Source organism: Arthrobacter sp. MDT1-48-3, assembly GCF_054511015.1.
This window is the reverse complement of the sequence record NZ_JBTNDL010000008.1, coordinates 41741-62550: the sequence shown is the minus strand read 5'-3', so window position 1 is coordinate 62550 and position 20810 is coordinate 41741. Positions and strand designations below refer to the sequence as shown.

The following is a 20810-nucleotide window of genomic DNA, read 5'->3' as shown; positions in this document are numbered from 1 at the left end:
TGTTGACGGCATGACCGAACTTCTGCCCGTGGCCGTGCTGGGTGCGCGGGGGCGCATGGGCGCGGAGGCCGTCCGCGCCGTGGACGCCGCCGCCGACCTCGAACTCGTCGCAGCCCTCGGCAGCAGCGACCCGCTCGACACCCTCGTCTCCGCCGGTGCGCGCGTCGTCGTGGACCTGACCGTTCCGGAGGCCACGGCCGACAACGTCGCCTACGCCGTCGAGCACGGCATGCACGCCGTCGTCGGGACCACGGGCTGGACCGCCGAGCGCCTCGAGCGCCTCGAGGCCCTGCTCGCGGGCTCTGCCGGCACCGGCGTGCTGATCGCCCCGAACTTCGCACTGGGCTCCGTGCTCGCCACGGCCTTCGCAGCCACCGCGGCACGCTACTTCGAGTCGGTCGAGATCATCGAGCTGCACCACCCGGACAAGGCGGACGCCCCATCCGGGACGGCGGTGCGGACGGCGCAGCTCGTCGCCCGGGCCCGGGCCGCCGCGAACGTCCCGGCCGGTCCGGACGCCACGCGGGACCAGCTCGACGGCGCCCGCGGGGCACGCGTCGACGGCGTGCCGGTCCATTCGGTGCGCCTGCGCGGGCTGACGGCGCACCAGGAGGTGCTGCTCGGGAGCCCGGGGGAGCAGCTCACCATCCGGCACGACTCCTTCGACCGGGCGTCGTTCATGCCCGGCGTCCTCCTCGGCATCCGCTCGGTGGCGCAGCATCCGGGCCTCACGGTCGGACTGGACGGCTACCTGGACCTGCAGACCGGCGGGACCGGCCGATGAGGGCCGTCGGGTTCTACCGGGAGCACAGGGTCAAGCTCGGCGTCCTGCTCGTCACGGCGCTGCTCGTCTTCTGGCTCGTCGTCGCCTTCCAGCGCAGCATCCTGCTGCTGGGCGACCCGGAGCCCGTGGCCAAGGCGATCGGAGCGGGATACCTGCTCCTGCCCTGCATCGGCGCCTGGGCACTGATCCGCGAACTGCTCTTCGGCGCCCAGACGCAGCGCATGGCGCGGCAGCTCGACGACGAGGGCGGCCTGCCCGTGGACGACCTGCCGAGGACCCCGGCGGGCCGGATCGTGCGGGCCGCCGCGGACGAGGCGTTCCCCGCCTACCAGGCCGAGACGGAGGCTGATCCCGACAACTGGCGCAGCTGGTTCAGGCTCTCCTGCGCCTATGATGCCGCGGGCGACCGGAAGCGTGCCCGGCGGGCGATGCGCGACGCCGCGAAGCTGTACGCGCAGCACGGAGCAGGCTCCGCCCGATAGCAGCGGGCCCGCACGTCCGGCTACCGCCGGGCGGCGGCCGAGCCGTCCCGGGCGGCGTTCGCGGCGCCGGACGCCAGCAGCTCCAGCGGGCCGCGGGAGCGGATGCGGTGGAAGAGGATGCCGATCGCCACCGCAGCGATCACCTGCAGCCAGTAGAGCTGCGTCGGATCAGGCAGGGGGGCCAGCTGGTCCGCCCAGCTCATGACGCAGATGTGCAGGCTGTACAGGGTCAGGGTCATGGCCCCCGGCGCCGACAGCGGCAGGAGCGCGGAGGGGAAGCGCCGCGTCAGCAGCAGGCACGCCGCGACGACGGCCGCAGCGGACCCCGCGACGTGCACCAGGTCGAGGGTCGCGCCCGAGTGCGGTGCGCTGACCGCGAGCCACCACCAGGAGCCGGACTGCTCCACGCCGGCCAGCCCGACGTCGAGCATCGCCTCCAGCGGGTAGCGGCTCCCGTCCGGCGTCCCGAGGAGCGCCGCGAGGCCGCCGCCCGGCCCGAGGAGCTGGGCGCTGAGGAGCTTCGCCCCGACCGCTGCGGCGACGCCGGCGCCGAGGAGCCCCAGCTGGACCCCGAGCCGTGACAGGTCGAGTCGCCCGAGCGTCATGCCCACGAGGAGGAAGCCGAGCCACTGCAGCACCGGGTAGTAGCCCGTCAGGAAGATGTCGGCGGCCAGCGTCTGCGGCACGAGGAAGGAGTCGAACACGGGGTTGCCGCCGAGGGAGTCCGGGTCCACGCCGGCGGCCACCACGGGCCGCAGCAGGTAGGCCGCGACGGGAGCCAGCACCAGCCAGCCCGCGGCCCACGCGGCGAGCGGTCCCGCGCGGAGGCCGGTGAAGGGCAGCGCCACCAGGAACAGCACGCTGTAGTGGAACAGGATGATGGCGATGTTGGTCTCGACCCCGCCGAGCACGAGCCCGATCAGCGCGATGACCACGGCGCGCACCGCGATGCCCCGGCGGTCGGCCGACAGCGTGCGGTCGCGGTGCGGGGTGCTCCCACCCGTCAGGAGCGCGAGCCCGATGCCGGCGACGACGGCGAAGAGCCCCGAGGCGCGGCCCGAGAAGAGCAGGGCGGTCCAGGTGGCCTCGGTGGTGCCCGGTGTGTACAGGGGGAGGACGTGCGTGCTCATCATGCCGAAAAGCGCCACGCCCCGGGCCGCATCGATCCCGGTCAACCGCCGCGCGGGCTTCGTGTGCATCCCGCCATGGTCCCACAGCCGTCCCCGCCCCTCCTGAGGGCGCGCGTCCACAGGAGGGCCGGTCCTCCGAGGCGCGGGCGGAACGGGTAACGTTTCACCCATGGTTGAAACCCCCTCGCGCATCCTCCCGTTCGGCTCCCTCGTGACCGCGATGGTCACGCCGTTCACCGCCGACGGCTCCGTGGACTTCGATGCCACGGCCGCCCTCGCCACGAGACTGGTCGACGACGGCTCCGACGGGCTGGTCGTGTCCGGCACCACCGGTGAGACCTCCACGCTCGAGGACTCCGAGAAGGAGGACCTCTACCGCGTGGTCGTCGAGACCGTGGGGGACCGGGCGCGCGTGATCGCGGGCACGGGCACCAACCACACCTCGCACTCGGTGGAGATGGCGCGGCGCGCCGAGCGGGCGGGCGCGCACGGGCAGCTCGTCGTGACGCCGTACTACAACAAGCCCACCCAGGCCGGTGTGCTCGGCCACTTCTCCGCCGTCGCCGAGGCGAGCGACCTCCCGATCATGATCTACGACATCCCGGGCCGCTCCGGCATCCCCATCACCACGGAGACGATGCTCCGCCTCGCCGACCACCCCCGCATCCTGGCCCTGAAGGACGCGAAGGCCGACTTCGCCGCTGTGACCCGCGTCCTCGCCAACACCGACCTCGACGTCTACTCCGGCGACGACGGGCTCACCCTCCCGTGGATGGCCGCGGGTGCCGTCGGCGTCGTCAGTGTCAGCGCACACGTCGCGACCGCCGCCTTCCGCCGCCTGGTCGACGCCGCCGCCGCCGGGGACCTCGCCCAGGCGCGCCGCATCCACTTCGACCTCGACCCGGTGATCCGCGCGATCATGACGCATCTCCCGGGTGCGGTGTCCGCGAAGCACATCCTGCACCTGCAGGGCGTGCTCCCGAACGCCGTCGTACGCCTGCCCCTCGTGGAAGCCGACCAGCGCGAGCTGGAGCCGGTGCTCGCCGACCTCGCGGAGGCGGGCTGGGACCTCGGGGCCCTCGCCCGCGAGGGCGTCCGGGCATGAGCGACGCGGCCGGCGTCGGCCCGGCGGCCCGCGCCCTGCCGCCGGCCCTCGAACCCGGCACGCTGCGCGTCGTGCCGCTGGGCGGACTCGGCGAGATCGGCCGCAACATGGCGGTCTTCGAGATCTCCGGCAAACTCCTGATCGTCGACTGCGGGGTGCTCTTCCCCGAGGAGACCCAGCCCGGTGTCGACCTGATCCTGCCCGACTTCTCCTACCTCGAGGACAGGCTCGACGACATCGTCGGCCTCGTCCTCACCCACGGCCACGAGGACCACATCGGCGCGGTCCCGTACCTGCTGCGCCTGAAGGCCGACATCCCCGTGATCGGTTCCCAGCTGACCCTCGCGCTGATCGAGGCGAAGCTGCAGGAGCACCGTGTCCGCCCGTACACCCTGACGGTGTCCGAGGGCCAGATCGAGCAGTTCGGCCCCTTCGAGTGCGAGTTCGTGGCGGTCAACCACTCCATCCCCGACGCCCTCGCCGTGTTCATCCGCACCGAGGCCGGGAACGTCCTGCACACCGGCGACTTCAAGATGGACCAGCTGCCGCTCGACGGACGCATCACCGACCTGCGCGCCTTCGCCCGCCTCGGCGAGGAGGGCGTCGACCTCTTCATGGTCGACTCGACGAACGCGGACGTCCCCGGGTTCACGACGGCGGAGCGCGAGATCGGCCCCGTCCTCGAGAACCTGTTCGGCCAGGTCCGCAAGCGCATCATCGTCGCGTCGTTCTCCTCGCACGTCCACCGCGTGCAGCAGGTGCTCGACGCCGCCTCGGCCCACGGGCGCTTCGTGTGCTTCGCGGGGCGGTCGATGGTACGGAACATGGCGATCGCGGCGAAACTCGGATACCTCAAGGTCCCGGACGGCATCCTCGTGGACATCAAGAACGTGGACGACCTCCCCGACGACCGCGTGGTCCTCATGTCCACCGGCTCGCAGGGCGAGCCCATGGCGGCGCTGTCCCGGATGGCCAACGGGGACCACCGCATCACGGTCGGCAAGGGCGACACCGTCATCCTGGCGTCCTCGCTCATCCCCGGCAACGAGAACGCCGTCTACCGCGTCATCAACGGGCTGCTGAAACTCGGCGCCGACGTCATCCACAAGGGCAACGCGAAGGTCCACGTGTCCGGCCACGCCGCGGCCGGTGAACTCCTCTACTGCTACAACATCCTGAGGCCGAAGAACGTCATGCCCGTGCACGGCGAGACCCGCCACCTCATCGCCAACGGCAAGCTCGCACAGCAGACGGGGGTCCCGGCGTCGAACGTCCTGCTCACCGAGGACGGCTCGGTGATCGACCTCGTGGACGGCAGGGCCCGCGTGGTGGGCGCCATCGAGTGCGGTTACGTGTACGTGGACGGGTCCAGCGTCGGCGAGATCACGGACGCGGACCTCAAGGACCGCCGGATCCTCGGGGAGGAGGGCTTCATCTCGATCATCACGGTCGTCAACAGGACCACCGGGAAGATCGTCTCCGGCCCGGACATCCACGCGCGGGGCTTCGCCGAGGACAGCTCCGTCTTCGACGAGATCAAGCCCCGGATCAGCGAGGCCCTCGAGGAGGCCGTGATGCACACCACGGAGCACACCACCTACCAGTTGCAGCAGGTGGTGCGCCGTGTCGTCGGTACCTGGGTCAACCGGCGCCTGCGCAGGCGTCCCATGATCATCCCGGTGGTGCTCGAGGCCTGAGCCCGCGCGGTCCGGAGGGTTCCGGACCCCGGTGCGTCGCGTGCACCGGGGTCCGGGAGGCCGGAAATCCGACGCTTCGGGGGGCCCGTCCGGTACCGTGAGGATCATGGCCACTCGAACGTCCCCAGCCCCGCGGGGCCAGCACCAGACCCGCAGCAAGGGTGCGTCCGCCGTTGCAGGACCACCCCGGAGCAAGGCGCCCGCGAAGGGCACCGGGCGGACCCCGGCCAGGACACGGCAGGCCCCCGTCGCCCCCGAGCCGCAGCCCGAGGACCGGCTCGCGTTCCCGCTGCGCGCCGTGCAGGCCGTCTGGATGGGCATGGCGCGCGTCGTCGGGTCCGGCGTCCGGACCTTCGGGCACGACGTGAACCCCGAGCGCGAACTCCGCCGGGACGGCTCCGGCTTCTTCCTCCTCGTCGTGGCCCTCGCGGTCGCAGCCGTCGAGTGGTGGGCCCTGGCCGGACCCGTCGCCGATGTCGTGCACGCCGCGGCCGGCGGGACGGTCGGCTGGATGGCCCTGCTGGTGCCCTTCATGCTCGGCATCGGTGCCGTCCGCCTGTTCCGGTATCCGGAGCGCCACCGGGCGAACAACCGGATCGCCATCGGACAGCTCGTCCTCCTCTTCGCGGGTGCCGGCATCGCGCACCTCGTCGGGGGCCGGCCCGGACTGGCCGACGGACTGGACGCCCTCTGGCGTGCCGGCGGAGTCGTCGGCTTCCTCGTCGCGGGCCCCCTCAGCACCGTCCTCACGGCCTGGCCGGTCGCCCTCCTGCTCGCTGTCGCGATCTTCCTGGGGCTCCTGATCGTCACGGCCACGCCCTTCCGCCACATCCCGGCCCGCCTGCGGACGCTGTACGAGCACCTCATGGGCCAGGACCCCGACGACGCAGCGCACCGCCGGGACGACGGCCACGACCAGAGCTACCTGTACGAGACGCACGGCGCCTCGGCGAAGCCCGGACCGAAGAAGCGCAAGCGCCTCTTCGGCAAGGGCAGGCAGGACGCCCCCTTCGACGCCGAGCACGACGCCGACCCGGACGGCTACGTCGGTGACGAGGCGTTCGAGCGCGCCGTGATCGAGGACGAGGAGCGCCGGGCACGAGAGGCCGAGGCGGCGGTCCCGCCCGGTGTCCGCCGTCCGACCAAGCAGGAACTGGCCGCCGAGGAACTCAAGCGGTCCCAGGCCGCGCGCGTGCCGGCCCCCGAACCGGAGCGGGAGCCCGAGGGCGCCACGGAGGCGATCGACGTCGTGCCCGCGGCGCGGGCGATGATCGTCCCCTCCACGCCCGTGCAGCCCCAGGTCCCTCCGACGCCCATCCCGCAGCGCACCGAGCAGCTGCAGCTCGCCGGCGACGTCACCTACACCCTGCCGCCGTCGGACTACCTGCCCGCCGGTACGCCGCCGAAGGAACGGTCCGAGGCGAACGACGCGGTCGTCGCGGCGCTGACGCACACCATGGACCAGTTCAACGTCGATGCCAAGGTCACGGGCTTCTCGCGTGGCCCCACGGTCACCCGCTACGAGATCGAGCTGGCCCCCGGCACCAAGGTGGAGCGGGTCACCGCCCTGTCGAAGAACATCTCCTACGCCGTGGCCAGTTCCGACGTGCGCATCCTGTCGCCCATCCCCGGCAAGTCGGCCATCGGCATCGAGATCCCCAACACGGACCGCGAGACCGTCTCCCTCGGCGACGTGCTGCGCTCCGGGAACGCCCGGAAGACCGACCACCCCATGGTCATGGGCGTCGGGAAGGACGTCGAGGGCGGGTTCGTCGTCGCCAACCTCGCCAAGATGCCGCACCTGCTCGTCGCGGGCGCCACGGGCGCCGGCAAGTCCTCGTTCGTGAACTCGATGATCACCTCCATCCTGATGCGCTCCACGCCCGACGAGGTGCGGATGGTCATGGTGGACCCCAAGCGCGTCGAACTCACCGCCTACGAGGGCGTGCCGCACCTCATCACGCCGATCATCACCAACCCCAAGAAGGCGGCGGAGGCGCTGCAGTGGGTGGTCCGCGAGATGGACACGCGCTACGACGACCTCGCGAACTACGGCTACAAGCACATCGACGACTTCAACAAGGCGGTCCGGAACGGCAAGGTCGTCCCGCCCGAGGGGTCCAAGCGCGTCGTGCGGCCCTATCCGTACCTGCTGGTCATCGTCGACGAGCTCGCCGACCTGATGATGGTCGCCCCGCGCGACGTCGAGGACTCGATCGTGAGGATCACGCAGCTCGCGCGCGCCGCCGGCATCCACCTCGTCCTCGCGACGCAGCGGCCATCGGTCGACGTCGTCACGGGCCTGATCAAGGCGAACGTGCCGTCGCGCATGGCCTTCGCGACGTCGTCGGTCACGGACTCCCGCGTGGTCCTCGACCAGCCCGGGGCGGAGAAGCTGATCGGCCAGGGCGACGCCCTCTTCCTGCCGATGGGAGCGTCCAAGCCGATGCGCGTGCAGGGCGCGTGGGTCACCGAATCGGAGATCCACCGCGTCGTCGAGCACGTGAAGGGCCAGCTCCAGGCGGTGTACCGGGAGGACGTCGCGGTCGACGCCCCGAAGAAGCAGATCGACGACGACATCGGGGACGACCTGGAGGTCCTGCTGCAGGCCACCGAACTGGTGGTCACCACGCAGTTCGGCTCCACCTCCATGCTCCAGCGCAAGCTGCGCGTCGGATTCGCCAAGGCAGGGCGGCTCATGGACCTGCTGGAGTCGCGCGGCGTCGTCGGCCCCTCCGAGGGCTCCAAGGCCCGCGACGTCCTCGTCAAACCGGACGACCTCGAACCGGTCCTCGCGGCCATGCGCGGGGACGAGCCGCCGGCCCCGTCCCGTGCCGTGGCCCCCGAACCGATCGACCTCGTCGCCGACGACCTCGCCTCCCGCGCGCAGGCCGTGGACTACTACGACGGCGCGGACGCCTCGGACGGCGGCGACGACGGTGACAACGACGCGTGGAACCTCACCGGCAGGTAGCCTGACATCGTGAGTACCTCCCCGAGCCCGGCGGTGCCGGTCCTGAACATCGCGAACGTCCTCACCGTCGTGCGCATCCTGCTCGTGCCGTTCTTCATCTGGTTCCTCCTGCTCGACGACGGACGGGCAGGGCTGTTCCGCTGGCTGGCGGTCGCGACGTTCGTCGTCGCCATCTACACGGACAAGCTCGACGGGGACCTCGCCCGCAGCCGCGGCCTGATCACCGACTTCGGGAAGATCGCCGACCCGATCGCGGACAAGCTGCTCATCGGATCGGCGCTGGTGCTGCTCTCGGTGCTGGGCGAGCTGTGGTGGTGGGTCACCATCCTCATCCTCGTCCGCGAGATCGGCATCACGCTCCTGCGGTTCGCCGTCATCCGGTACGGCGTCATGCCGGCCTCCCGCGGCGGCAAGCTCAAGACCGTCGTGCAGACCGTCGCGATCCTGCTGTTCCTCATCCCCTTGCAGGCGGTCGCGGGGGACTGGGCCTGGTGGCTCGCCGTGGCCGTCATGGCCGCCGCGACGGTGATCACCGTGGTGACCGGCGTCGACTACATCGTCCAGGCGATCCGCCTGCGGGCGGGCGCCCGCCGGTGACGTCCGCAGGACCGGCGGCCGAGGTCGTCGCACTGGCGTCCGGGCTCGGCCTCACCATCGCCACGGCGGAGTCGCTGACGGCCGGGATGGTCGCCGCGTCCCTCGCCGCCGTCCCCGGTGCGTCGGCCGTCCTGCAGGGTGGCATAGTCGCCTATCAGGTCTCGGTCAAGCAGAACCTCCTGGGCGTGGAGGGCGAGCTCCTCGCCACCGCGGGGGCGGTCGATCCACGCGTCGCGGCGGCGATGGCCGACGGCGTCCGGGTGGCCCTCGCCGCGGACATCGGCATCTCCACCACCGGTGTCGCGGGCCCCGCACCGCACGAGGGGAAGCCCGTGGGCACCGTGTTCACGGCGATCTCCACGCCCACCGGCACCGAGGCGTTCGGTCATTCCTTCTCCGGGGACCGCGCGAGCATCAGGAGTGCCTCCTGCGACGCGGTGCTCCGCGAGCTCCTCGAAGAACTGTCCAGGGGAACAAACGGGGGTCGGGGGTAGTTATAAACACTGCCGGCCGTTGATAGGGTTGGCGACTCAGGCTCAAGCAGATCGGGCAGGTCATCATCACGCGGCATCCGCGATTCCGGCGGTGCCGCATTCATGAGGGAGCAAGCGATACAGATGGTAAAGCAGCCCGTATCCGTAAACGGCGTCGTCCGTTGGCGCGATGTGGGGTTGGCAGAGGATGCACAACGCAAGCCCAAGGAGCGCAAGATGGTAGTTCTCCGCCATGAAATCGGCGACGTCCTCCGTGACGTCCGCCAGCGCCAGGGCCGCACCCTGCGCGAGGTGTCGCACAGTGCGAGGGTCTCCCTCGGATACCTCAGCGAGGTCGAGCGTGGACAGAAGGAAGCATCCTCCGAACTCCTCTCATCAATCTGCAGTGCACTCGAGGTGCCGCTCTCCTCGATGCTGCGGGAAGTCAGCGACCGCCTGGCAGAAGCAGAAGGCGTCTCGATCCCGGACACCATCCCCCAGGAGTTCTCCCGGGAGTTCGGCGAGGACCTGTCCGACGAACTGAACGACGATTTCCGTCGGGGACTCGCGGCGACGAACCGTTAGGACCCCCACGACAAGGAAGGCCCGTCCCTGCAGGGACGGGCCTTCCTGCTGTCTGCTACCAGTTGTCCTTGGTGTACGTGTTGTTCAGCTGTGCGATCAGGGTCCCGAGCCGGGTGAGGTCCTCGACGTCCCAGTCCTCCATCAGCTGGTGGAATGCCTGCTTGCGAGCGGTCTGGGCCGCGACGAGCTGGCTCGTCCCCGCGTCCGTCAGCGAGATCGCCTGGGCCCGCCCATCGAGGGGGTCGGCTTCCTTCTGGACCAGTCCGAGCTGTTCCAGCATGGCGATCTGGCGGCTGACGGAGGGCTTGCCCACCCCGACGCTCGCTGCGATGTCCGTGAGGCGCATGGAGCCTTCGCGCTGGAGGATCACCAGCAGTCCGTACGCCGCGGGCTCCATGTCCGGGTGCACGCGGCGGGCGACCTTGTAGGAATTCGACCGCGCGCGGCGCCACAGCATGCTGAGCTGTTGTTCGAGGGCCTCGATGGCCGCGTCGGTGTCGGCATCTTCCCCGGGGTAGGCTGCAAGGCCCGGGCCGGGATCGGTGGTGCTCGGCTTCGCGTTCATGGGCCCATTGTAGGGTTCCGCCGTGGCGGAGACACCTCCACAGGACGGTCCGTACTGCACGGGTACACGAGAGCGAGGCACTGCAGATGCGATTGAGTGATTTCTGGCGGTTGATGGACGACGAGTTCGGCGAGCGGTATTCGAGGACCCTCGCCCGGGACCTGGTGGTCGACCGGCTGGGCGACAGGACCGCCGCGGAGGCACTGGGCGCCGGGGTGGATCCCAAAGTGGTCTGGGAGGCCGTGTGCCGGGCGCAGGACGTACCGCGCGAGCGGTGGCTGGGGCGCGACATCAAGCCGCGATGACCCTCGGAGGCCGGAGGGACAACACGCTCGCGGTCCCGCGGATAATCGAATATCTGTTCGGACCGGACTATGATGGTGGAGGAGGCGGCGCGCTCCTGTGCACATAGCGGCGGCCCACCTCAAACTGTCGGCGCAGGCCAATACAGTCGAGAAGAACACGTAAACAGGCCAGTTGGCCATGAACAACCGAGGTGAAGAATGGCCGCTCCAGACCGCGAGAAAGCCCTAGAAGCTGCTCTCGCCCAGATCGACAAGCAGTACGGCAAGGGTTCCATCATGCGTCTCGGCGACGAGACCAGGGCGCCCATCGAGACCATCTCCACGAGTTCCATCGCGCTGGATGCAGCACTCGGCATCGGCGGCCTCCCGCGTGGTCGGGTCGTCGAGATCTATGGTCCCGAATCCTCCGGCAAGACCACCGTGGCGCTGCACGCCGTTGCCAGCGCACAGCGCAACGGGGGCATCGCGGCATTCATCGATGCCGAGCACGCGCTGGATCCCGAGTACGCCAAGAAGCTCGGCGTGGACACCGACGCCCTGCTCGTGTCGCAGCCGGACACCGGTGAGCAGGCCCTCGAGATCATGGACATGCTGGTGGGCTCCGGCTCCATCGACATCGTCGTGATCGACTCCGTCGCCGCACTCGTGCCGCGCGCCGAGATCGAGGGTGAGATGGGCGACAGCCACGTCGGCCTGCAGGCCCGTCTGATGAGCCAGGCGCTCCGGAAGATCACGGGCCGCCTGAGCCAGACCAAGACCACGGCGATCTTCATCAACCAGCTGCGCGAGAAGATCGGTGTCTTCTTCGGAAGCCCGGAGACCACCACGGGTGGAAAGGCGCTGAAGTTCTACGCGTCGGTCCGCATCGACGTGCGTCGTATCGAGACGCTGAAGGAAGGCGTCAACCCGGTCGGTAACCGGACGCGCGCCAAGATCGTCAAGAACAAGATGGCCCCGCCCTTCAAGCAGGCGGAGTTCGACATCCTGTACGGCCACGGCATCTCCCGTGAGGGCGGCCTGATCGACGTCGGCGTGGAGAACGGACTGGTCAAGAAGTCCGGTGCCTGGTTCACGTACGACGGAGACCAGTTGGGGCAGGGCAAGGAGAACGCCCGGAAGTTCCTCATCGACAATCCTGATCTGGCGGACGAGCTGGAGCAGAAGATCAGGGTCAAGCTCGGAATCGGAGTGCAGCCGGAGGAGCCCGATGCTCCGAAGCTGAAGGCCGTCAGCGGCGAGTAGGCACGTGTCCTCGGAGGAAGGATCCGAGCCGGTCGGATGGGGTGCCTCGTTCGACCGGTTCGGTTCTGACAGCTCCGTCGATGCTGTCGACGGCGACGCGCTCCCGCGACGGTCGCCGTCCAGGGGACAGGGCCTGACCCGGACCACGTCGTCCTCGTTCGGCGCGCGGGCGGCAGGCGGAGCCGGACGGGGTGCGCCCCGGTCAGTGGTCCGCGGAAGAACGTCCTCCCGATCCTCCGCCGACGATCCGTTCGGTCCTGTGGTCGGATCCTCCGCCGACGGCGATGCTCCCGCGGACGGTTCCGCTGATCGCGCGGGACGAAGCCAGGGTCGCTCCCGTCGGAGGAACACGGCGCGCGGGTCGGGCGCCGCTGCCGCCCCCGCCCCGGACACCCGGGGCGAGGGTGGAGCTCCGCCGCCCAGGACCGACGAGGAATGGACGTCGCAGGCTCGCTCGATCCTGCTGCGCCAGCTCGCACTCGGACCGCGGAGCCGGCACCAGCTCCTGCAGAAGCTCGCCGAACGCGAGGTGCCGCCCGCGATCGCCACCGCACTCCTCGACCGCTTCGAGGAGGTGCAGCTGATCGACGACGCCGAGTTCGCGCGGATGTGGGTGCGGACCCGTACCGCGGCCAAGGCGTTGTCCCGCTACTCGCTCCGGCGCGAACTCGCGGACAAGGGCATCGAGCCCGACCTGGCGGAGGAAGCGCTGCAGCAGGTCACCGACGAGGACGAGCACCTGCAGGCCCGGGACGTCGTCCGCCGCAAGCTCCGGAGTAGCGCCGACCTCTCGGACCGTGCCGTGCGGGACAAGGAGGTACGCCGTCTCGTCGGTGTCCTCGCGCGCAAGGGATACAACCCCGGGGCCGCGTTCTCCATCGTCAAGGAGGTTCTGGCGGACACCGGCACGCCGGACTGAGCCCGCGCGGACGATTGTCGGGGCCCCCGCGGGCAGCCGTACGCTTAAGGGCGTGAGCATGACACTTCCCGTCCCCCTCGGCGACACCGATCCCCAGTCCGGCGACCAGCCGGACCGCCCCGCGGCCGACCCGCGCACCTACGAGGTGCGCACCTTCGGTTGCCAGATGAACGTGCACGACTCGGAGCGTATCTCGGGACTCCTCGAGGACGCCGGGCTCGCCCGGGTCGAGGGTGGGCAGGCGGACGTCGTCGTCTTCAACACCTGCGCCGTCCGTGAGAACGCGGACAACAAGCTGTACGGCAACCTGGGCATCCTGAAGGCCGTCAAGGAATCCCGCCCCGGGATGCAGATCGCCGTCGGCGGGTGTCTCGCCCAGAAGGACAGGGACACCATCCTGAAGAAGGCCCCCTGGGTCGACGCCGTGTTCGGGACCCACAACATCGGCGCCCTGCCGGCCCTGCTGCAGCGCGCACGGCATAACCAGGACGCGCAGCTGGAGATCCTCGAGTCGCTTGACGTCTTCCCGTCCACCCTGCCCACCCGGCGGGAATCGGTCTACGCCGGCTGGGTGTCCATCTCGGTCGGGTGCAACAACACCTGCACCTTCTGCATCGTCCCCTCGCTGCGCGGCAAGGAACGTGACCGCCGACCCGGTGAGATCCTCGCCGAGATCGAGGCCCTCGTCGCCGACGGCGCCGTCGAGGTCACGCTGCTCGGCCAGAACGTCAATTCGTACGGCGTCGAGTTCGGGGATCGAGGCGCCTTCGCCAAGCTGCTCCGCGCCTGCGGCTCCATCGAGGGCCTCGAGCGCGTCCGCTTCACGAGTCCCCATCCGGCGGCGTTCACCGACGACGTGATCGACGCCATGGCCGAGACGCCCAACGTGATGCCGCAACTGCACATGCCCCTGCAGTCCGGGTCCGACCGCATCCTGAAGGCCATGCGCCGTTCCTACCGCTCCACCCGCTTCCTGGGCATCCTCGACCGCGTGCGCGAGCGCATGCCGCAGGCGGCCATCTCCACGGACATCATCGTCGGATTCCCCGGCGAGACGGAGGAGGACTTCCAGGCCACCCTCGATGTCGTCGAGCAGTCGCGCTTCGCCACCGCCTTCACCTTCCAGTACTCGAAGCGCCCGGGGACCCCCGCCGCGGACCTGCCGGAGCAGCTTCCCAAGGCGGTGGTGCAGGAGCGCTTCGAGCGGCTCACCGCCCTCCAGGACCGTATCGCGCGGGAGGAGAACGCACGCCAGGTCGGCACGCTCGTCGAGGTGCTCGTCACCGACCAGCAGGGGCGCAAGGGCGGCGAGACCCACCGGCTCACCGGTCGGGCGCGCGACCAGCGCCTCGTCCACTTCTCGGTCCCCGAGGGCGCCGCCGCGCCACGGCCGGGCGACTTCGTCACGCTGCCCGTCACCGAGGCGGCGTCGTTCCACCTGCTGTCCGACCCGACGTCCGATCAGTACTCGCTCCGGCGTTCTCGCGCCGGCGATGCATGGGACAGGAGCCAGGCCGACTCCTGTGGCGTGCCCGCCGGCCCGGACGGCGCCCCCCGGTCCGTCTCCCTCGGCATGCCGTCCCTGCCCGTGCGGGGGAGCGGCCGTTGACCGTTCCGGTCGTCGCCGTCGTCGGTCCCACCGGCTCGGGCAAGTCCGACCTCGGCGTCGACCTCGCGCACCGGCTCGACGGCGAGGTCGTCAACGCGGACGCCCTGCAGTTCTACCGGGGCATGGACATCGGCACCGCGAAGCTGCCCCTGCCGGACCGGAGGGGCATCGAGCACCACCTGCTGGACGTCCTCGACGTGACCGAGGAAGCCAGCGTGGCCGCGTACCAGGAGGAGGTCCGGCGCGTCATCGCGGACATCCGCAGCCGGGGCCGCGTCCCCATCCTGGTAGGCGGTTCCGGACTGTACCTCCGCGCGGCCCTCGACCGGCTGGAGTTCCCGCCCACCGACGCGGCCGTGCGCACCCGGCTCGAGGCGGTGCTGGCGGCCGGGGGCAGTGCGGCCTTCCGCGAGCGACTGCGCGCGGTCGATCCCGCATCCGCGGAACGGATCGACGACGACCGTCGGCTCATCCGGGCCCTCGAGGTGTTCGAGGTCAGTGGACGGCCCTTCAGCGCCTTCATGCCGCGGCGCGAGTACCACCAGCCCGCCGTGCAGATCGGGCTGGCGGTGGACCGCGCGATCCTGCGCGAGCGGCTCGCCGACCGCGTGCACGCCATGGTGCGGGCCGGCCTCGCGGACGAGGTGGAACGCCTTGCCGCCTCCGGGCTGCGGGAGGGGCGGACGGCGTCGCGGGCGCTCGGCTACGGGCAGTTCCTGCGCGTCCTCGACGGGTCGATGACGGAGGCGGACGCCGTCGAGGACACCATCGCGGCCACGCGCCGCTTCGCCCGGCGGCAGCTGACCTGGTTCCGCGGTGACCCGCGGGTGTCCTGGCTGGACCGGCAGGAGCCCGGACTCCTCGAGCGGGCCGTCGGGATCGTCCGTGCACCGGGGGACATATCCTAGGACGGTGACCGGATTCCCCGCTGATGCCCCTGCCCCCGCTGCCCGGCCGACGTCTGGCCTGTCCTTCACCAAGGGACACGGCACGGGCAACGACTTCGTCCTGACGCTCGATCCCGAGGGCACCGGACCTGCCGATCCGGCGTTCGTCGCGGGCCTCTGCGACCGGCACCGGGGCATCGGTGCCGACGGGTACATCCGCGCCGTGCGATCGGCAGTGCTCCCGGAGGGACGCGCCCTCCTGCAGACGGAGCCCGACGCCGAATGGTTCATGGACTACCGCAACGGCGACGGCTCCCTGTCGGAGATGTGCGGCAACGGCGTGCGTGTCTTCGCGTACTTCCTCCTCGCCAAGGGTGTCGCCGACCTGCCCGACGGCGGCGAACTCGCCATCGGGACCCGTGCGGGCGTCAAGCGCGTGACACGGTCGGGGGACGGCTACGCGGTCGACATGGGGCCGTGGGAGTTCATCTTCCCGGACGCGGCCGTCGCGCGCGGCATGGACTCCCTCGTCGACATCGGCGGGCTCGACGTCGAACGCCCGGCGCTGTCCATCAGCATGGGCAACCCGCACACCGTCGTCGCACTCGCCGATCGGGCCGACCTCGAGCGCACCGAGCTGTACCACGCCCCGGTAGTGCAGCCCCTACCACCGGCCGGGACGAACGTGGAGCTCGTGGTCCCCGCGGATCCGCTGGTCGGTGAGGACGGCGTCGGGCGACTCACCATGCGCGTGCACGAGCGCGGCGTGGGGGAGACGCAGTCGTGCGGCACCGGCGCGTGCGCAGCGGCGGCCGCCACCCGGTACTGGGCCGGCGAAGGTGCCCCGGCCCGGTGGCTCGTGGCCGTTCCGGGCGGGGTGGTGGGGGTGACGTTCTTCGACGGGCCCGAGGGCCGCGAGCACGTCCAGCTCAGCGGACCGGCCGAACTCGTCGCCGACGGCATGCTGCTGCCCGCCGGCTGAGGGCGGGAGCGGCGGGAGCGGCCGGGAGTCGTCAGGCGGGCCGGTGGACCTCGAGGATGCGGAACGACTTCGAGGTCTCGGCGCGGCGGACGGTGAAACCCTCGGGCAACTCGTCGCCGAGCCAGCGCTGAAGCGAGTCCGCACCGAGGTTCTTCTGCACCACGAGCCATGCCCGTCCGTCCGGGGCCAGGCGTGGCAGCCAGCGCAGGAGCAGGGCATGCAGTTCCTGCTTACCGATCCGGATGGGCGGATTGGACCAGATGGTGTCGAAGCGCAGGTCGGCGTCGACGTCGTCCGGCGTCGTCGCCACCACATTGGAGAGCCCCAACCGTTCGGCGTTCTCGGCCGTCAGCGCGACGCAGCGCTCGTTCACGTCCACCGCATGCACCGTCGCCGCAGGAGCCTTCAGGGCCATGGTGAGGGCGATCGGACCCCAGCCGCTGCCGATGTCCAGCAGGTGCTGTCCCTCGGGCTCGGGGACGGTGTCGAGGAGGATCGCCGTCCCCTTGTCCACGCCGTCGGGGCTGAACAGGCCCGACGACGTCACCAGGTCGCGGCGGGCGCCGGCGAGGACGACGGACAGGGGGCGGCGGACGTCGGGTCCGGCCGGTTGCGCGCTGAAATAGTGCTGTGACTCCATGCAGGAAAGCCTAGTGCCCCGGTCCGCGGCACCCTCCGGGCAGTTTTCGCGCTGGGAGAATTCGTTGGAAGGCGTCCCTCCGGCGGCCGTAGAATTGGACGACATCCACCTAGGGAGACCATGACCGAGAATCACGGACATTCCACCGGAGCCAACATGGGCCGGGAGGAGATCCAAGCCGTCATCGACCGGATCCTCGCCAGCGACGAAGCTGCCACGGCGAAGGCGACGAACGGACCTCAGAAGACGGGCGACACCGCACCGCCCGTGGAGAAGACCTGGCGGTCGCGCGCGCTCGCGCTGTCGAAGGACGAAGTGCCCTCCGACGCGGACGGGGACCAGGAGGACCTGGCCGAGCGCCGCGCGCTCCGCCGTGTCGCGGGACTGTCCACCGAACTCGAGGACGTCACCGAGGTCGAGTACCGGCAGCTGAGGCTGGAGCGGGTCGTGCTCGCCGGTCTGTGGAGCGAGGGCACGGCGCAGGATGCCGAGAACTCGCTGCAGGAACTGGCCGCCCTCGCGGAGACCGCAGGGTCCGAGGTGCTCGACGGGATCGTGCAGCGCCGGCTCAAGCCGGACCCCGGCACGTTCCTCGGGTCGGGCAAGGCCCAGGAGCTGAAGGACATCGTGCAGGCGACCGGTGCCGACACCGTGATCGTCGACAGCGAACTGTCGCCGTCGCAGCGCCGTGGGCTCGAGGACATCGTGAAGGTCAAGGTCATCGACCGGACCGCGCTGATCCTGGACATCTTCGCGCAGCATGCCAAGTCCCGCGAGGGCAAGGCCCAGGTGGAACTCGCGCAACTCGAATACCTGCTGCCGCGCCTGCGTGGCTGGGGCGAGTCGATGTCCCGCCAGGCGGGCGGCCAGGTCGGCAGCGCGAGCGCCGGCATGGGCTCCCGCGGACCCGGTGAGACGAAGATCGAACTCGACCGCCGGAAGATCCGCACGCGCATGGCCAAGCTGCGCCGGGAGATCGCGGAGATGAAGCCCGCGCGCGAGACGAAGCGATCCAACCGCCGTCGCAACCAGGTCCCCTCCGTCGCGATCGCCGGGTACACCAACGCCGGGAAGTCGTCGCTGCTGAACCGGCTGACCGACGCCGGCGTGCTCGTCGAGAATGCGCTGTTCGCGACGCTGGATCCCACGATCCGCAGGGCGGAGACGCCGGACGGCATCGGTTACACGCTGGCCGACACGGTCGGTTTCGTCCGGTCGCTCCCCACGCAGCTGATCGAGGCGTTCCGCTCGACCCTCGAGGAGGTCGCCGACGCCGACCTGATCCTGCACGTCGTGGACGCCTCGCATCCGGATCCGGAAGGCCAGATCGCCGCCGTCCGCGCGGTGCTGACCGAGGTCGACGCCCGCAAGGTGCCCGAGATCATCGTCCTCAACAAGGCCGACGCGGCCGACCCCTTCGTCATCGAACGGCTGCGGCAGCGCGAGCAGCGCTCGGTCGTCGTCTCGGCCCGGACGGGCGCAGGGCTCACCGAGCTCCGTCAGCTGATCAGCACGAACATCCCGCGTCCGGGCGTCAAGCTCGACCTGCTGGTGCCCTACGCGCACGGCGAGGTCGTCAGCCGCCTCCATGAGGAGGACGTCGAGATCCTCGGGATGGAGCACGCCGACGAGGGCACGCGCCTCGAGGTGATGGTCCGGGAGGGCCTGGCAGCCGAGCTGGAGCCGTACGTCCGGCATGAGTGAGAGCGTGCGGTCCGGTGCTGCGGTCGCGGCGCCGGACGCGGCGCACCACTCCGCCGAGGCCCGGCAGGCCCTGGAACTGCTCGACGCCGCCGTCGCGGCGATGGGCGGTGAGATGCGCGCCGGCCAGCACGAGATGGTGCGGCAGGTGAGCGAGGCCATCCGCTCCGGCGACCACCTCCTCGTGCAGGCCGGCACCGGGACGGGCAAGTCCCTGGCCTACCTCGTGCCGCTCCTCGCGCATGCCCTGGAGAGCGACCGTCCGTCGGTCGTCTCGACGGCGACGCTCGCCCTGCAGGCGCAGATCGTGGGGCGGGACCTCCCGCGCCTGTTGGACGCGGTGCGGCCCGCGCTCGCACGCCCGGTCGACGTCGCGCTCCTCAAGGGCCGCTCGAACTACGTCTGCCTGCACAAGACCGGCGGGGGATTTCCCGAGGAGGACGCCCCGGACGCCCTGTTCAGCCTGGGCGAGGACGCTGCCCCCCATCCTTCCCCTGCCGGCGGTGGAGCCCCCGCATCGGCCCTCGGGAGGGACGTGGTGCGTCTCCGCGAGTGGGCGGAGGAGACGACGACGGGTGACCGCGACGACCTCGTGCCCGGCGTGAACGACCGCGCGTGGCGCCAGGTCTCCGTCTCCAGCATGGAGTGCCTCGGCGCTGCCCGCTGTCCTGTCGCCCAGGAGTGCTTCAGCGAGAAGGCCCGGGCCGCCGCGGCCGACGCCGACATCATCATCACCAACCACGCCATGCTCGCGATCAGCGCCTTCGAGGGCATTGCCGTGCTCCCCGAATACGACGTCGTGGTGATCGACGAGGCCCATGAACTCCACGACCGGGTGACGGGCGCCGTGTCCGGACAGCTGTCCGCCTCGATGGTGATGGCCGCGGCGACCGCCCTGCGGCGCCACGCCTCCATCAGCACCGGCGCCCTCGACACCGCGGCCGCAGCGTTCGAGGCCTCCGCCGAGCTCATCCCGTCCGGCCTGCTGCCCGGCGGCCTGCCGGACGATCTCGAACAGTCGCTGGCGCAGGTCCGCGACGCGGCACGGGCCGCCCTGTCCGACACGAAGACGGACGGCAAATCGGAGGCCGACGCCGACGGTGGCCGGCAGGTCGCCCGCTCGAGGACGACGCTGGTCTTCGAGCTGGCCGAGCGCATCCTCGCGGCACCGGATCTCAACGAAGTGGTCTGGGCATCCCGCCCGAGCACCTTCACACCGGGTGCCGGCTATGCGCAGCCCGACGAGAGTGCACCGGCGACCCTGAACGTCGCCCCGCTCTCGGTGGCGGGACGGCTGCGGGAAGGCCTCTTCGAGGACCACACCGTGATCCTGACGTCGGCGACGCTCGCCATCGGCTCGGAGTTCGGTCCGGTGGCGGGGTCGTTGGGCCTCAGCGGTCCCGGTGCGCCCGCCTGGACCGGCGTGGACGTCGGGAGCCCCTTCGACTATCCGCGCCAGGGCGTCCTCTACGTGGCGAAGGACCTGCCCAAACCCGAGCGGGGCACGTCGGACGCCCAGCTGAATGAGCTGCTGGTCCTGCTCAGGGCCTCACGCGGGGGCGCTCTGGGCCTCTTCTCGTCCAAACGGGCCGCCGAGGAGGCGGCCGAGGCGCTCCGGCCGAAGGTCGACTTCGAGATCCTGTGCCAGGGGGAGTCCTCCCTCAGCGCACTGGTCACGCAGTTCGCCGACGAGCCCGACACCTGCCTGTTCGGGACCATGTCGCTGTGGCAGGGCGTCGACGTGCCGGGGGCGTCGTGCCGGCTGGTGGTGATCGACCGCATCCCGTTCCCCCGACCCGACGATCCCCTGATGACGGCCCGGACGAGGGCCGTCGCGCGGAACGGTGGCAACGGATTCATGAGTGTCTCCGCCACCCACGCGGCCGTGCGGCTCGCCCAGGGAGCGGGTCGCCTCATCCGGGCGGCGGGAGACAGGGGAGTGGTGGCAGTGCTGGACAGCCGCCTCGCCACCGCACGGTACGGCGGGTTCCTCCGGGCGGCCCTGCCGCCCTTCTGGGCGACCACCGACCGCGCCACGGTCACGGGCATCCTCGAACGCCTCTCGGGCCGCTGACGCCCGTCCCGCCGTATCCGTAGGCCTCCTGGAGGGCGCCCGGTAGGTTCGCCTGCTAC

At 70.8% G+C, this 20810-nt stretch carries 19 protein-coding genes; 16 read left to right on the top strand and 3 right to left on the bottom strand.

The genetic code is table 11. From position 1 onward, the window contains the following. Positions 1-10 precede the first annotated feature (10 nt). Complete coding sequence (gene dapB / locus ACX80L_RS15105; RefSeq protein WP_133082215.1) at positions 11-784, top strand: 4-hydroxy-tetrahydrodipicolinate reductase; 774 nt, start codon at positions 11-13, stop codon at positions 782-784. Next, positions 781-1266, top strand: a complete 486-nt coding sequence (locus ACX80L_RS15100; protein ID WP_459290620.1) for a hypothetical protein — start codon at positions 781-783, stop codon at positions 1264-1266. Before dapB ends, ACX80L_RS15100 begins: the two co-directional genes overlap by 4 nt. 20 nt (positions 1267-1286) lie before the next feature. Here ACX80L_RS15100 and ACX80L_RS15095 read toward each other — a convergent pair whose 3' ends face one another. Continuing rightward, complete coding sequence (locus tag ACX80L_RS15095) at positions 1287-2465, bottom strand: heparan-alpha-glucosaminide N-acetyltransferase domain-containing protein (RefSeq protein WP_459290618.1); 1179 nt, start codon at positions 2463-2465, stop codon at positions 1287-1289. Positions 2466-2565: 100 nt separating this feature from the next. Here ACX80L_RS15095 and dapA point away from each other — a divergent pair, with 100 nt between their 5' ends. The 6 genes from dapA to ACX80L_RS15065 all read left to right on the top strand — a co-directional run bounded on the left by dapA (position 2566) and on the right by ACX80L_RS15065 (position 9827). Then, positions 2566-3501 (top strand): 4-hydroxy-tetrahydrodipicolinate synthase, encoded by a 936-nt coding sequence (gene dapA / locus ACX80L_RS15090; protein ID WP_459290616.1) that lies wholly within the window; start codon positions 2566-2568, stop codon positions 3499-3501. Next, entirely contained in the window at positions 3498-5198 is a 1701-nt protein-coding gene (locus ACX80L_RS15085) for an RNase J family beta-CASP ribonuclease (protein WP_133082219.1), read from the top strand. The genes dapA and ACX80L_RS15085 overlap by 4 nt, the downstream gene beginning before the upstream one ends. 106 nt (positions 5199-5304) lie before the next feature. Next, entirely contained in the window at positions 5305-8172 is a 2868-nt protein-coding gene (locus ACX80L_RS15080) for an FtsK/SpoIIIE family DNA translocase (protein ID WP_459290614.1), read from the top strand. Between the two features lie 6 nt (positions 8173-8178). Beyond that, positions 8179-8769 carry a CDP-diacylglycerol--glycerol-3-phosphate 3-phosphatidyltransferase gene (gene pgsA / locus ACX80L_RS15075; protein ID WP_459290679.1) on the top strand — a complete coding sequence of 197 codons (591 nt, stop codon included), beginning with the start codon at positions 8179-8181 and terminating at the stop codon, positions 8767-8769. After that, entirely contained in the window at positions 8766-9263 is a 498-nt protein-coding gene (locus ACX80L_RS15070; protein WP_133082222.1) for a nicotinamide-nucleotide amidohydrolase family protein, read from the top strand. The genes pgsA and ACX80L_RS15070 overlap by 4 nt, the downstream gene beginning before the upstream one ends. Positions 9264-9386: 123 nt before the next feature. Continuing rightward, positions 9387-9827, top strand: coding sequence for a helix-turn-helix domain-containing protein (locus tag ACX80L_RS15065; RefSeq protein WP_133082223.1), 441 nt, complete (start codon positions 9387-9389; stop codon positions 9825-9827). A 55-nt stretch (positions 9828-9882) separates the two neighbouring features. On the opposite strand, the gene ACX80L_RS15060 is transcribed toward ACX80L_RS15065, so the two are convergent. Next, positions 9883-10392 carry a MarR family winged helix-turn-helix transcriptional regulator gene (locus tag ACX80L_RS15060; RefSeq protein ID WP_244186183.1) on the bottom strand — a complete coding sequence of 170 codons (510 nt, stop codon included), beginning with the start codon at positions 10390-10392 and terminating at the stop codon, positions 9883-9885. A gap of 86 nt (positions 10393-10478) precedes the next feature. Between ACX80L_RS15060 and ACX80L_RS15055 the strand changes: the two genes are divergently transcribed. The 6 genes from ACX80L_RS15055 (at position 10479) to dapF (ending at position 16336) form a co-directional block, all read left to right on the top strand. Continuing rightward, the gene (locus ACX80L_RS15055; RefSeq protein ID WP_133082224.1) at positions 10479-10697 is read left to right on the top strand and encodes a DUF3046 domain-containing protein; all 219 of its coding nucleotides are present in this window, start codon (positions 10479-10481) and stop codon (positions 10695-10697) included. 198 nt (positions 10698-10895) lie between these two features. Continuing rightward, on the top strand, positions 10896-11939 hold the full coding sequence (recA, locus tag ACX80L_RS15050) for a recombinase RecA (protein WP_133082225.1): 1044 nt from the start codon (positions 10896-10898) through the stop codon (positions 11937-11939). 4 nt (positions 11940-11943) lie between these two features. Next, positions 11944-12858 (top strand): regulatory protein RecX, encoded by a 915-nt coding sequence (locus ACX80L_RS15045; RefSeq protein WP_459290612.1) that lies wholly within the window; start codon positions 11944-11946, stop codon positions 12856-12858. 58 nt (positions 12859-12916) lie between these two features. Then, positions 12917-14467 (top strand): tRNA (N6-isopentenyl adenosine(37)-C2)-methylthiotransferase MiaB, encoded by a 1551-nt coding sequence (miaB, locus tag ACX80L_RS15040; protein ID WP_133082226.1) that lies wholly within the window; start codon positions 12917-12919, stop codon positions 14465-14467. After that, positions 14464-15375: a tRNA (adenosine(37)-N6)-dimethylallyltransferase MiaA gene (gene miaA, locus ACX80L_RS15035; protein WP_459290610.1), complete on the top strand. Its 912-nt coding sequence runs from the start codon at positions 14464-14466 to the stop codon at positions 15373-15375. The genes miaB and miaA overlap by 4 nt, the downstream gene beginning before the upstream one ends. A gap of 4 nt (positions 15376-15379) precedes the next feature. Then, positions 15380-16336, top strand: coding sequence for a diaminopimelate epimerase (gene dapF, locus ACX80L_RS15030; protein WP_459290608.1), 957 nt, complete (start codon positions 15380-15382; stop codon positions 16334-16336). A gap of 31 nt (positions 16337-16367) precedes the next feature. On the opposite strand, the gene ACX80L_RS15025 is transcribed toward dapF, so the two are convergent. Beyond that, positions 16368-16976, bottom strand: a complete 609-nt coding sequence (locus ACX80L_RS15025) for a class I SAM-dependent methyltransferase (protein ID WP_459290606.1) — start codon at positions 16974-16976, stop codon at positions 16368-16370. A 120-nt stretch (positions 16977-17096) separates the two neighbouring features. Here ACX80L_RS15025 and hflX point away from each other — a divergent pair, with 120 nt between their 5' ends. Further along, positions 17097-18680, top strand: coding sequence for a GTPase HflX (gene hflX, locus ACX80L_RS15020; RefSeq protein WP_208740825.1), 1584 nt, complete (start codon positions 17097-17099; stop codon positions 18678-18680). Further along, positions 18673-20751, top strand: a complete 2079-nt coding sequence (locus ACX80L_RS15015; RefSeq protein ID WP_459290604.1) for an ATP-dependent DNA helicase — start codon at positions 18673-18675, stop codon at positions 20749-20751. Before hflX ends, ACX80L_RS15015 begins: the two co-directional genes overlap by 8 nt. Positions 20752-20810: the final 59 nt, after the last annotated feature.

Excerpts from the sequence above, each read along its gene's own strand:
- dapB (WP_133082215.1), top strand. The coding sequence starts at position 11 with ATGACCGAACTTCTGCCCGTGGCCGTGCTGGGTGCGCGGGGGCGCATG.
- ACX80L_RS15100 (WP_459290620.1), top strand. The coding sequence starts at position 781 with ATGAGGGCCGTCGGGTTCTACCGGGAGCACAGGGTCAAGCTCGGCGTC.
- ACX80L_RS15095 (WP_459290618.1), bottom strand. The coding sequence starts at position 2,465 with ATGCACACGAAGCCCGCGCGGCGGTTGACCGGGATCGATGCGGCCCGG.
- dapA (WP_459290616.1), top strand. The coding sequence starts at position 2,566 with ATGGTTGAAACCCCCTCGCGCATCCTCCCGTTCGGCTCCCTCGTGACC.
- ACX80L_RS15085 (WP_133082219.1), top strand. The coding sequence starts at position 3,498 with ATGAGCGACGCGGCCGGCGTCGGCCCGGCGGCCCGCGCCCTGCCGCCG.
- ACX80L_RS15080 (WP_459290614.1), top strand. The coding sequence starts at position 5,305 with ATGGCCACTCGAACGTCCCCAGCCCCGCGGGGCCAGCACCAGACCCGC.
- ACX80L_RS15065 (WP_133082223.1), top strand. The coding sequence starts at position 9,387 with ATGGTAAAGCAGCCCGTATCCGTAAACGGCGTCGTCCGTTGGCGCGAT.
- ACX80L_RS15060 (WP_244186183.1), bottom strand. The coding sequence starts at position 10,392 with ATGAACGCGAAGCCGAGCACCACCGATCCCGGCCCGGGCCTTGCAGCC.
- ACX80L_RS15055 (WP_133082224.1), top strand. The coding sequence starts at position 10,479 with ATGCGATTGAGTGATTTCTGGCGGTTGATGGACGACGAGTTCGGCGAG.
- recA (WP_133082225.1), top strand. The coding sequence starts at position 10,896 with ATGGCCGCTCCAGACCGCGAGAAAGCCCTAGAAGCTGCTCTCGCCCAG.
- miaB (WP_133082226.1), top strand. The coding sequence starts at position 12,917 with ATGACACTTCCCGTCCCCCTCGGCGACACCGATCCCCAGTCCGGCGAC.
- ACX80L_RS15025 (WP_459290606.1), bottom strand. The coding sequence starts at position 16,976 with ATGGAGTCACAGCACTATTTCAGCGCGCAACCGGCCGGACCCGACGTC.
- hflX (WP_208740825.1), top strand. The coding sequence starts at position 17,097 with ATGACCGAGAATCACGGACATTCCACCGGAGCCAACATGGGCCGGGAG.
- ACX80L_RS15015 (WP_459290604.1), top strand. The coding sequence starts at position 18,673 with ATGAGTGAGAGCGTGCGGTCCGGTGCTGCGGTCGCGGCGCCGGACGCG.